Here is an 11,654-nt window from a genome sequence, read left to right as displayed (position 1 = left end):
CATGAATATACCAAAAAGTCAGAAACGCGTTGTCGTCATCGGGGCGGGCCTGGGCGGATTGTCTGCTGCCATTTCCCTGGCCTGTGAAGGTTTTGCCGTTCAATTGCTGGAAAAAAACGGGCAAGTGGGAGGCAAGCTGAATGTATTGCGCAAAGAAGGTTTCACCTTCGATCTAGGGCCTTCGATTTTAACCATGCCGCATATTTTCCGGCGCTTGTTCGAGCAGGCCGGAAGGAACATGGAGGATTATGTCGCCATTCAAGCGGTCGAGCCGCACTGGCGGAATTTTTTTGCCGACGGTACGGTATTCGATTTGACTCCGGAACCCGTGACGATGCGGCGCGAATTGCAAAAGCTGGACGACAAGTCGACCGCCGAATTCGAGCGTTTCATGGCCTATTCGAGGCGGCTCGGCCGGGCCGTGGAAAAAGGTTATTTTGCCAAGGGATTGGACGGTCTGGGGGAACTGCTCGGTCATTACGGCGTCCTAAGCAGCCTGTGGGATTTTGATGTGTTGCGATCAATGGACCAGGGCGTCAGACGCTTCATCAGCAACCCGAAACTGGTCGATGTGCTTAATTACTTCATCAAATATGTCGGCTCGTCTCCCTACGACGCGCCAGCGCTGATGAATTTGCTGCCTTACATCCAGTTCGAATACGGACTTTGGTATGTCAAGGGCGGCATGTATGGGCTCGCCCAGGCGATGCAAAGGTTGGCCCGGGAATTGGGCGTCGAGATTCGGCTCAACTGTGAAGTGGAACGGGTCGATTTGAAAGGAGACCGGGCAGCGGCGGTTTGTCTACGTGACGGCGAGGTGGTCCCCGCCGATATCATAGTTTCCAACATGGAGGTCATTCCGGCCGCGCGCCGCTTATTGCAACGTTCCGAGCAGGAAATAAAAGCGTTGCGCCGCTTTGCCCCCAGTTGTTCCGGCTTGGTCATGCATTTAGGGGTGAAACGGATTTATCCGCAGTTGGCGCATCATAACTTTTTTTATTCCGAACATCCGAAACGACATTTCGAGGCGGCATTTCATCAACATCGCCTGTCTGACGACCCGACGCTGTATGTCGTGGCGCCGGTCAAGAGCGATCCGGGGCAGGCCCCCGAAGGGTGCGAGATCATCAAGGTGTTACCACATATACTGCATTTGGACCCGGACCGGCCGCTACGGCGCGAAGATTATCTGGCATTTCGCGAGCGGGTGTTGGATAAGCTGGAAAACATGGGCTTGAGCGATTTACGCCAACAGATCGTGTGCGAGGAAACCTGGACGCCGCTGGATATCGAATCGCACTACTATTCCAACCAGGGGGCAATTTACGGCGTGGTGTCGGATCGTTTCAAAAATTTGGGCTTCAAGGCGCCGCAACGCGACCGTCAATTGCGCAATCTTTATTATGTCGGAGGTAGCGTCAATCCCGGTGGCGGCATGCCGATGGTGACGCTGTCCGGCATGCTGGCACGCGACAAAATATTGGCTGATTTGGCACGATAAGGATGGATTAATCTAAGGATAGATTAATCTTGGTTAGGGATTGGCGTTTTTTTAGCCAAGCCATAGTTGTCAAACTCAATGATGTTAATCGCCTTGATGGCGTTCTCTGACCTCCTGGGTATATTCCTCCAATTCCTCGACATTGGTGAGAAAATGCCAGGTGCGTAACGATTCCCGAATCAACCAACCTTTATTTTCCGGCATCATGTCATAGCCGAATTCGGCCAACTCCTCCTGGCAAGCTTGAATGCGCAGTTGTTCATCGTGCGAGATTTCCAGCGATGGATGGAAGGGATAAAACCACAACTGATAGAGACTGACAAGGATCTGTACCGCTAGAGACAAGCCAAGCAGGCCGCCCGCGGTCACGACGACATAAGCGAACCAGGGAATGAAGGTTGTGATGTACCAAGATAAGATATCGATGACCATGGCGACAAACGGAATGGCCACGATGGTTCTTTTCAGCAGCGGGTTGAGTTCGGTCAGGATAAAAATTTTACCGATCAGGAACAGGATGAAGGCGATGCCGAACAGATGGATATGGGAGACTTTGACCAGGGCGGGCAACGAGGCGCCGTTGGCATCGGCGACTTCCAGCACCGCTTCGTAATGGGTCAGATCGGGTATGCTTTCGTTGATACTCGGGCGATGACACGACAGACAATCCCGTTCGAGTATCGGCGCTACTTTTTCCCGATATTCATCCTCATGCTTGCCGTCCTGCAGCCATTTCAGTATGACCAATTTATCGGCTTTCGATCGCAGATTTGGTTCCATTGGGCCATTGATGGCGGCACCTAGCCGACTATGATCGTGCGAGCCATAGTAGGCGATCATGACATCGTCGACGGACATGCCGGGCTGCCCGTCACGGCTGTTATGGGTGAAATAAAGGTGGGTCAAGGCGAATAAATATCCCAAACCGATGGTCAGCAGAAACAACGTATCCAAAATTCGTTCGCTGGTGGAAATATCGCGGAAACGGCGGTAACGGGCGGCCATGACAGACTCCTGATTATCGTTATAGTCAGCAGTCTATCGACGATTCGATTCAACACAAGGCCTGACGATAAGAACTTTTTTAATATTTAGGGCAGTTCTGTATTAATCCGTGCTGGATTTCTCAGCGCCCGGTTAAGAAAAATACGTTTCCTTTAACCTCGCAAAATCAGTCGCTTATTGCGGTCGATTTTGGTCGTACGCCCCTGCACTCCAGGAAACACTAAATTAATCAGCATTTTCTCAGTGTATTCCCAGATTTCCACAAATGCTGTGGATAACTCTGTGGGCAACGGCTTATCGAATAGCGGGAAGCCGCATCGTTTCAGCCATACATTTAAATTGTACAAAATTTGCGCAAAATACTATTTTGTTCTTTTGCGGTGCCGTAAAAAGATTTTCGTTTCTCAGGTATTTGGCTGAAGCGGATAATGCACATGATGCTCGACATAGAAATAATGTGTAGATTGCGATCCGAGGTGAATCAATGCTAATGTCAACGTTCGGAATGTCTTGGCCGGGATAGGGGGGAAGTGTGATGATGACCAGGAATAGCGAACATACGGAACGACTGATTTTGCATGCTATCGACGTTTGGGACCAGGAAATGAAGCAATTGTTTCAGCCGGATTGTGGCAAGCCTTGCCCGTTTTGTCCCAAGCGGTTTATTTATGGGTGTTTTTGTAGCTTCGAACGAAAATTCGTCGAAGAAACCATTACGGCCATGGAGGAAAAAGGGCTTTTGCGCAAACGGGTTTGCGAATCCGATCCGCAAGAATTTTATCTGGAAAAGCTATTTTGAAGCTGCCTTATGGATCTTCTTGGTTTGCTGTAAATTAGCATGAACAGCAGGCGCATTAAACAGCCGATATATTCAGCTCTTTTGTTCATCGTCCTGCTGATTGCGTTGCTGCCGCTGGCGTTCATACTCACTTTGGTACTGGAACCTTTCTGGCAATGGATCGAAAGGAATCATGCTATCGAGGCGGTCGGCCATTCGGGACCCGCTGAGTGGTGCTTCCTGCTCGTTTATGCAGTTTGTGTTCTCATGACCGGTAGTTTTTATAACCACATTAAAGCCGTTACCGGCATGATCATCTTGGTGTCGACCTTATTGATCCTTTTGCCGTTGCCGCATGGCGGTTTTCTCGGCGGGGCGATATGGCATGAAATGACGACAAAGTTATCCGACTTCGATCGAAGGGAACGGCCGTCTGTTGCGGAAATCGACTCCACGAACAGTGCGGCAAAGTTAACTCCTTCGCCCGGCCGTTTTGCCGGTACGCTGCCGTTCGACGAAAATTTTGCCCGCGGGAGTTGGCGGATTGGCACGGTAATGGGCAGTCCGGCCTGGTTGGAAAACAATAGCGGCATGATTTGGGGAGGCAGACAAGATTTTCGGTTATCGGGCTGGAGTCAGGCCGATTTACAAACGGCGAGGACAGGGTGCCGCGCGGTCGAGCCGCGCGGATTTTGGAGTTTGCCGACCAATGCCGAGTTTGCGTTGGGTGTCGAATCTCAGATGCAAACCATCATCGATGACATCGAGGGGCGCTGGATTGCGCAAAGCCATATATTTGAAGGGGCCAAGCCTTTTCCTTCCCTGGTGGGTTTTGCTGGCGGTAACGATAATGCCCCAGGGCAAAAACTTTCCGTTTCGGTCCGTTGCATAGGCAGAAGCGCCGGGGCCCCGGCGCGGGGATATTTTCGCCGGGATATCAGTAATGCCGATGCGATGAAATTATTGACGCGATGAGAGGGTTTGATAAACCGGTATATCGTGGCTTTTCGCATTGTATCGTCAAAACACTATTTCCTTATTGAGGTGTAATTGTAATGTTACAATAGGCCCAGTTTTGCCCGGAAAGCTCTTTCTTGGGATGCGTTAACCACAATGAGTAGTCTATGAGTAAACTGAAATGCGCTGTAATCGGCACCGGATATTTAGGGAAATTTCATGCGGAGAAATATGCTTCGTTAGATGATTGTGAATTGGTTGCGGTCGTTGATATCAATGAAGAGGCGGCCAAGAGCGTTGCCGATAAGCTCGGCGCGGAGGCCTTGACCGATTATCAGCCATTATTGGGCAAAGTGGATGCGGTCAGTATTGTCGTGCCGACCAGTTTGCATCATGCCGTGTCGAAGGATTTTCTCAATGCCGGCGCCCATGTGCTGGTGGAGAAGCCCATTACCGTCACCGTCGAAGAAGCCGACGATTTGATCGCCATTGCCAAGGAGAAAAATCTCATTTTACAGGTCGGCCATTTAGAGCGCTTTAATCCCGCGGTCATGGGGCTGGAGAAAATTAAGGAAAAACCGCTATTTATCGAATCCCATCGCCTGTCGCCGTTTAATCCGCGCGCCAACGATGTCAGCGTCGTGTTGGATTTAATGATTCACGATATCGATATTATCTTGGCGCTGGTGGGTTCCGAAGTGGAGAGGATTGACGCCAGCGGTACCGCCGTGTTGACTCAAGGAACGGATATCGCCAATGCTCGTTTGACGTTTAAAAGCGGTTGCGTGGCCAATGTCACGGCCAGTCGCATTAGCATGAAAATGGAACGGAAGATGCGCATGTTCCGCCCTAGCTCCTATGTTTCGGTCGATTTTCAAAACCGGGTGTTGGTTAAACACCAAACTGGCAGCAAGGAGATGTTCCCAGGTATTCCCGAAATCGAAACGGAAGAGTCGGTTTTCGAAAACGGCGATGCGTTGTTGGAGGAAATCAAGCATTTCGTGAACTGTATAAAAACCGGGGAAAATCCATTGGTTTCGGGGGAAGCCGGTAAACGGGCGCTGGAAACCGCCATTCAAATCACGCAATTATTAACTCACAGTTAAAGGGCTTTAATTATGATACCAATGGTTAACCTGAAGGCGCAGTACGCGGAAATCAAAGACGAGATCGAACAGGGGCTGGCCGAAACGATTGACAGATGTTCCTTTATTCTCGGGCCGAATGTACAGGCTTTCGAACAGGAGGCGGCCGACTATTTGGGGGTCAAACATGCGATTGGCTGCGCTTCTGGCACCGACGCGCTGCATCTGGCCTTGTTGGCGGAAGGTATCGGCCCCGGAGACGAGGTGATCACGTCGGCGTTTACCTTCATTGCGACGGCCGAAGCGATTAAATATGTCGGCGCCAAACCGGTTTTTGTCGATATCGATCCCGCTACTTTCAACATTACCGCCGAAAATATCGAACTAGCCATTACGCCGCGAACTAAGGCCGTCATGCCGGTCCATCTGTTCGGCCAGCCGGCCGATCTGGGCGCGATCAAGGCGCTGTGCGACAAGCATGGTTTGAAACTGATCGAAGACTGCGCCCAATCGTTCGGTGCCCGTATCGGTGGACGGCAGACCGGTTCGATCGGTAACGCGGCCGGATTCAGTTTTTTTCCGAGCAAGAATCTGGGCGCTTTCGGTGACGGTGGCTTGGTAACGACCAATTCCGACGCTACGGCGGCGATGGTCAAAAAGCTACGCAACCATGGCTCCGATGTGCGTTATTACCATGACGTGATCGGTTTCAACAGCCGATTGGACGAAATGCAGGCGGTGGTTCTTCGCACGAAATTGAAACGCATCGACCAATACAACCAGGCGCGCCGGCACGCGGCTCATTTATATTCCGATTTGATGGCCGATTTACCGTTGACCACGCCTTACGAGGACGGCGTCGGCGAACACGTCTATCATCAGTATACCTTGCTGTGCGAACGCCGCGATGACGTAATCAAGGCATTGCAAGACAAGCAGGTCGGCTGCGCTATTTATTATCCAGTGCCGCTGCATCAACAGAATGTCTTTAAAGATGAATGCAAGGGGGTTGCGCTGCCGGTGACCGAGTCGGTTGCGGCGAATTGTTTCTCCCTGCCGATCTGTTCGCATTTATCCGACGACCACGTCGAGGAAATCGTTTCGGTGATTCGGGAAACCTTGTCTTAACCATAACTTCCTAAAGGCAGCCACTAATAATTCAAAATTTGGCTATTTTGATGTGTGTAAGTTATTGAAAATGTATGATGCCAAATTCGCATAACGTTATGTTTAGAGGCTGCCTAAAGTGTTGGGTGTGCTGCCGTTAGGCCGCGCATCATTGCTTGACGATGTTTCTCAATGCAAAGTAACTTGGATTGTATGTTTATCAAGCCAATCTTTTATTTTAAGGTCAGCCATCGCGCTGGCCTTTTTTATTCGCAGGTAATAATGTGTCGCAGGATCAATCGTTAACCATTATGTTTAGCGCCGGTGAAACGTCTGGCGAGCAGCATGCCGCCAATATGTTTCTGGAATTGAGAAAACATTTACCCCGGCTTCGCGGTATCGGCATGGGGGGCGCTAAAATGCGTCAAGCGGGTATCGATGTCAGGATCGATTCATCGACGATCGGGGTGATCGGCTTGGTTGAAGTGCTGAAACATTACGGCGAGATTCGCCGCGCATTGGCCGACATGAAAAATCTGTTACGGTCGGAAAAACCGGATTTACTGGTTTGTGTCGATTACAAGGAATTCAATCTGAAATTGGCCCAGTTTGCCAAAAAACAGGGCATCAAGGTTTTGTTTTATGTCAGTCCGCAAGTCTGGGCCTGGCGGCCAGGCAGGGTGGTTACCTATGGCAAGGCCATCGACATGATGGCGGTGATTTTTCCGTTCGAGACCCAATATTACGAGGCGGAAAAGATTCCGGTTCGCTACGTCGGCCATCCCTCGGTAGACAAAGTTCACCCGCTGCGTAGCAAAGAAGAGGACATGCAACTGTTCGGTTTAGATGAATCCCGGCCCGTCGTGGGTATTTTGCCGGGAAGCCGCATGAATGAAATCAAACGCATGTTGCCGGTGATGCTCGATGCAGTGGAGCTATTATCCGCAAAATATCCTGACCTGCAATTTTTATTGCCCCAAGCCGGTTCGATCGATGACGAAGTGCTTAATACTTATCTTGATGCGAGTTCTGCCGAGATAAAGGTAATCAAAGGCCAGCCCTATGACGCGATCCAATGTTGCGATGCAGTCATGACGACTTCCGGCACGGCAACACTGGAAATCGCACTACTGGCCGTGCCCATGGTCATTGCCTATAAATTGTCGCCGTTGACTTATTGGTTGGGACGCATGCTGGTCAAGATCCCCTTTATAGGTTTGCCGAATATCATTGCCGGCAAAGCGATCGTTAAGGAATTGATCCAGCATAATGTCAACGCCACAACGTTAACCGAGGAAATCGAACGCATATTGCAGGATCATCAGTACCGCGAAACGATAGTTGACGAATTACACGCGGTCAAGACGAAATTAGGAGAGGGAGGGGGGTCCAGGAATATGGCTAAGTTGGCCTTGCGCATGCTGGAAGCTTAATTTAGGCCCAGTATTTGAGTAATACTACGCACAAATTGTCCCCAGCCTTGTTCGAGGTAGAGGCCAAACTGGGCAATGCATGAATAAGCCAAGGCGAACTGGGCCACGACATACAGGCCGATACCGAACTGACTCAAGTTGATTATGCCCACGCCAAACTGGGAGATAGTGATCATGCCTGCCGCAAACTGACCTATAGCTATGACACCTTTCGCCACGACTGGCATTCGATTCGGCCGATATTTGAAGGAAATATGTAATAAGGGTAAGGTGCCGATAGTGGTTGTGCTTTTATATTCCCAGCCCCAACCAGTCCAATGCTTTTGGCCCGGATAGGGGGCGCCGCAATTGGGACAAAATATCGCACTTTCGCTCACTTGATGGTTGCATTCACGGCAGGTTTTCATCATGCAATCTTTCCTTGTTTTTAAATATTGATCGACAGTCTACAAAAATTCATGTAAATGCTATGTTTAAAGTACTTTCCTTACTCGGTCGAAAAGTTTCTATCATTCATTATGCTGTAATTATAGGCCTTGCCTGTTAGTTGTCATTAGCCACATCAACTCGAGCCGTACTGTTGATCATCCCTGAGCTTTGAGCATCAATGTTATTCGCTGGGTAGAATAACATGGATCCTGATGTTGGCCGTTAACCATGCCGAGACGTCGATAAAACTAAGATGAATGACATTAAAATAGAAATCAAACCGTCCCGATTGTTGTTCGTTGATGATGAAATCAATGTGCTTAAGGCGTTACGACGCTTATTTTGTGGCGACATGTTTCGGGTTTACCTGGCAAGCAGTGGAGAAGAAGGGGTAAACATCCTGGAAACACAACCCATTGATCTGATCATTTGCGATATGCGTATGCCACAAATGAATGGGGCTGAATTTTTGGAGCGAGTAGCGGAACGTTGGCCGGACACTGTTCGCATTCTGTTGACCGGTTATGCCGATATGGAGGCTATTATTGCCGCAGTCAATAAGGGGAAAATATTAAGTTATTGTCATAAACCGTGGGATGGAGACGAACTGAAGGCGTTAGTCGCTAAAGGATTGGCCCAGAAACGTTTGCTCGAGGAACGGGCGCAGCTGTTCGCGATTATCGATCGTCAAAATGAATGGTTGAAAAAGTTGAATCATCGGCTTAAAACCAAATTCGAACATAGAACTCAGCAATTACACTCTTCGGTCAATAGGCTGGACAAAACCCATGAAGCTTTAAGTATCGCCCAGCAAATGGCCCATTTGGGTAACTGGGAATGGGATTTGTCGGGCAAGAAACTCAAATGTTCCGAGGAAGCCGCACGCATACTGGGAGTGGACTCTGTTGTCTCGTCTTGGCAATATAAACAATTAATTGGATTGGTTCATACCGAAGATCGCGAAGATTTCAGGTCTTTCATCAAGTCGCTCTTCAACAAAGGGGGGACGCATGAATTAATCCACCGTATTGTTCGACCGAATGGCGGTCAACGAATTCTACGCCATCGCGCCGAGCTTATTAACGATAGCTCGGGAAGACCCAATAAAATCACTGCGGTGGTGCATGATATAACCGAACGTAAACAGGCCGAAATCCGTGCGGCTAGGATGGGTAGGATTTTCGAGCATAGTTGGAATGAAATTTATATCATTGATAGCGAGAACCTGCGTTTTGTCGAAGTAAGCGCTGGGGCTTGCCATAATTTAAGGTATTCGTTAGAAGAAATACGAGAGTTGACGCTACTGGATCTGATGCCGGAATTTACGAGGCAACAGCTGGCGGCATTGCTTGGTCCTTTGCTGCGCCATGAGAAAACAAATATTAGTTTCGAGAGTGAGTTTAGGCGCAAGGATTTGAGTCGATATCCTGTCGAATTACGCGTTCACTTGTGTCGAGAGGAGAAAGTGCCGGTCTTTCTCGTCATTAGTCAGGACATAAGTGAACGTAAACGTTATATCGAGGAACTCGAGCATAAGGCGCTATTCGATGGGTTGACTGGCTTGCCTAACAGAACCTTATTGCAAGATCGTTTGGAACATGCTTTGTCGATAGCGAAACGGGAGGCAAGCTGCCTAGCGGTACTAATCATCGATGTGATTCGTTTACGTGAGATCAATGACTTGCTAGGCCACCATAACGGTGACCTCGTTCTTCAGGAAGTTTCCGCGCGCACGGCAAAAAGCATTCGGGAGTCCGATACCTTGGCACGGTTGGGGGCGGATGAATTTGTGATCGTCATGCCGGCCTTAGTGCGGGAACAATTAGCGGTCGTCGCCAAAAAGATACAAAGAATTTTCGAACCGCCGTTCGAAATTGAAGGTATACCATTGGAACTGGAAGCCGCGATCGGAATCTCTCTTTTTCCGGATCATGGCGATACGCCATCTCAACTGATACAACACGCCGACATTGCGGTTAATGTCGCCAAACATGAAACAATAGGTTTTAGTATTTACAATCCGGAAAACGATCCCTTCAGCGTCAGGCGCCTGAGGTTACATGGAGAACTGCGTAAAGCGATCAATGAAGGTAAATTAGTCATGTATTTTCAACCCAAGGTGAAGTTAGCAAGCGGGAACATTAACGCAGTAGAAGCGTTGGCCCGCTGGTTGCATCCTGTTGAGGGAATGATTCCGCCAGCCGATTTCATTCCGATGATCGAGCAAACGGGGCTGATACGTCCTTTTACGCATTGGGTGTTAGAGGAGGTTGTTCGTCAAAGCAGTGAATGGAAGGAGCAAGATATTGACGTACAAATCGCCGTCAATATTTCCACGCGTAATTTACTTGATCCCGATTTGGTGGAAAGTATCATGTCGTTATTGTCCGCCTATCGAATAACGGCTGATAGAATTATACTGGAAATTACCGAATCCTCCATCATGTCGCGTCCCGAACAAGCTTTGAAAATATTGACCAAGCTTCATGGGGTGGGGGTAAAATTGTCAATCGATGATTTTGGTACCGGTTATTCGTCTTTGGCTTATTTAAAACAGCTACCTATTGCCGAATTAAAAATCGACAAAACCTTCGTGACCGACTTGGCCGGTAACGAGAATGATGAGGTTATCGTCAAATCGACGATTGGGTTGGCCCATAATCTGGGATTGGTGGTTGTTGCCGAAGGCGTGGAAGATAAAGCTGCGTTGGATCGTTTGATCCAACTGCATTGCGATATGGCTCAAGGATATTATCTAAGCCGGCCGCTTTCCGCTGAAAGAATGACGGCTATTTTGTTGGCTCAAGTAACCAATCGAAACATTGGCTGAATCAATCCCATGCGCGTGGGGGGTGGCCAATGGCTAATAACTACCGAAACAGCGTGATTATCTTGAAATCAAATCATCTAGAACCTGGCTGGGTTGACCTCGCAAAACTTTCAGTAGTTCCGAGCGGGCAACCTGCGGATCGAGTCCTTGTTTGATCAGCTGTTGCAACAAATCGGCAAATTTCTCCCTTTTGCGTTGTCCTGCCTTCGTGTCGTCACGACGATTGTTGAATTCATCCATCAGGGTCGAACCGCAAATACAATTTCTGAACACCTCGACAATCGCAGTCCCATCTTCTTCGACAGCTTCTTTCAAACAGGATTTTGCGCTTGGAAGGTCCCGTGTTTCCTGCAAGAATTGCTGGGCAGTGCGATATTCACGACCACAAACATTGCATTTTTTGGGGAATGACGATTCCAACAGGGCGCTTAATCCCCTAAGTTCATTTGCTAATTCTGTCATTGTGCTATTTTTAGTTAAATAAATCTTAATGGTTGATAGTTATTACTGCATCGATTCGTAACCGTTT

The 11,654-nt window shown here is 48.9% G+C and carries 10 protein-coding genes; 7 read left to right on the top strand and 3 right to left on the bottom strand.

All coding sequences use genetic code 11. The annotated features are described in order from the left end of the window. The first annotated feature begins 1 nt into the window (after position 1). Positions 2-1,501, top strand: a complete 1,500-nt coding sequence (locus EP25_RS0104635) for a phytoene desaturase family protein (protein ID WP_031432816.1) — start codon at positions 2-4, stop codon at positions 1,499-1,501. 84 nt (positions 1,502-1,585) lie between these two features. On the opposite strand, the gene EP25_RS0104630 is transcribed toward EP25_RS0104635, so the two are convergent. Next, positions 1,586-2,506 (bottom strand): hypothetical protein, encoded by a 921-nt coding sequence (locus EP25_RS0104630; RefSeq protein ID WP_235185841.1) that lies wholly within the window; start codon positions 2,504-2,506, stop codon positions 1,586-1,588. A gap of 535 nt (positions 2,507-3,041) precedes the next feature. Here EP25_RS0104630 and EP25_RS0104625 point away from each other — a divergent pair. The 5 genes from EP25_RS0104625 (at position 3,042) to lpxB (ending at position 7,866) form a co-directional block, all read left to right on the top strand. After that, a complete protein-coding gene (locus EP25_RS0104625) occupies positions 3,042-3,305 on the top strand; it encodes a hypothetical protein (protein ID WP_031432814.1) in 264 nt (87 codons plus the stop codon). Between the two features lie 39 nt (positions 3,306-3,344). Then, positions 3,345-4,259, top strand: coding sequence for a hypothetical protein (locus EP25_RS0104620; protein ID WP_031432813.1), 915 nt, complete (start codon positions 3,345-3,347; stop codon positions 4,257-4,259). A 149-nt stretch (positions 4,260-4,408) separates the two neighbouring features. Next, positions 4,409-5,347 carry a Gfo/Idh/MocA family protein gene (locus EP25_RS0104615; RefSeq protein ID WP_031432812.1) on the top strand — a complete coding sequence of 313 codons (939 nt, stop codon included), beginning with the start codon at positions 4,409-4,411 and terminating at the stop codon, positions 5,345-5,347. Between the two features lie 12 nt (positions 5,348-5,359). Further along, positions 5,360-6,454: a DegT/DnrJ/EryC1/StrS family aminotransferase gene (locus EP25_RS0104610; protein ID WP_031432811.1), complete on the top strand. Its 1,095-nt coding sequence runs from the start codon at positions 5,360-5,362 to the stop codon at positions 6,452-6,454. A gap of 263 nt (positions 6,455-6,717) precedes the next feature. Continuing rightward, positions 6,718-7,866, top strand: coding sequence for a lipid-A-disaccharide synthase (gene lpxB, locus EP25_RS0104605; protein WP_084190956.1), 1,149 nt, complete (start codon positions 6,718-6,720; stop codon positions 7,864-7,866). On the opposite strand, the gene EP25_RS0104600 is transcribed toward lpxB, so the two are convergent. Further along, positions 7,863-8,273 carry a zinc-ribbon domain-containing protein gene (locus EP25_RS0104600; RefSeq protein WP_031432809.1) on the bottom strand — a complete coding sequence of 137 codons (411 nt, stop codon included), beginning with the start codon at positions 8,271-8,273 and terminating at the stop codon, positions 7,863-7,865. The genes lpxB and EP25_RS0104600 overlap by 4 nt on opposite strands. A gap of 275 nt (positions 8,274-8,548) precedes the next feature. Between EP25_RS0104600 and EP25_RS22390 the strand changes: the two genes are divergently transcribed. Then, complete coding sequence (locus EP25_RS22390; RefSeq protein WP_051906387.1) at positions 8,549-11,125, top strand: EAL domain-containing protein; 2,577 nt, start codon at positions 8,549-8,551, stop codon at positions 11,123-11,125. Positions 11,126-11,182: 57 nt separating this feature from the next. On the opposite strand, the gene EP25_RS0104590 is transcribed toward EP25_RS22390, so the two are convergent. After that, positions 11,183-11,587 (bottom strand): oxidoreductase, encoded by a 405-nt coding sequence (locus EP25_RS0104590; RefSeq protein ID WP_036300233.1) that lies wholly within the window; start codon positions 11,585-11,587, stop codon positions 11,183-11,185. Positions 11,588-11,654 lie beyond the last annotated feature (67 nt).

It is taken from the genome of Methylomarinum vadi (assembly GCF_000733935.1).
Taxonomy (GTDB): Bacteria; Pseudomonadota; Gammaproteobacteria; order Methylococcales; family Methylomonadaceae; genus Methylomarinum; species Methylomarinum vadi.
This window is presented reverse-complemented; position numbering and strand designations above follow the sequence as displayed.

What these genes read in the sequence shown, in the direction of transcription:
- EP25_RS0104635 (WP_031432816.1), top strand. Translation starts at nt 2, where the DNA reads ATGAATATACCAAAAAGTCAGAAACGCGTTGTCGTCATCGGGGCGGGC.
- EP25_RS0104630 (WP_235185841.1), bottom strand. Translation starts at nt 2,506, where the DNA reads ATGGCCGCCCGTTACCGCCGTTTCCGCGATATTTCCACCAGCGAACGA.
- EP25_RS0104625 (WP_031432814.1), top strand. Translation starts at nt 3,042, where the DNA reads ATGATGACCAGGAATAGCGAACATACGGAACGACTGATTTTGCATGCT.
- EP25_RS0104620 (WP_031432813.1), top strand. Translation starts at nt 3,345, where the DNA reads ATGAACAGCAGGCGCATTAAACAGCCGATATATTCAGCTCTTTTGTTC.
- EP25_RS0104615 (WP_031432812.1), top strand. Translation starts at nt 4,409, where the DNA reads ATGAGTAAACTGAAATGCGCTGTAATCGGCACCGGATATTTAGGGAAA.
- EP25_RS0104610 (WP_031432811.1), top strand. Translation starts at nt 5,360, where the DNA reads ATGATACCAATGGTTAACCTGAAGGCGCAGTACGCGGAAATCAAAGAC.
- EP25_RS0104600 (WP_031432809.1), bottom strand. Translation starts at nt 8,273, where the DNA reads ATGAAAACCTGCCGTGAATGCAACCATCAAGTGAGCGAAAGTGCGATA.
- EP25_RS22390 (WP_051906387.1), top strand. Translation starts at nt 8,549, where the DNA reads ATGAATGACATTAAAATAGAAATCAAACCGTCCCGATTGTTGTTCGTT.
- EP25_RS0104590 (WP_036300233.1), bottom strand. Translation starts at nt 11,587, where the DNA reads ATGACAGAATTAGCAAATGAACTTAGGGGATTAAGCGCCCTGTTGGAA.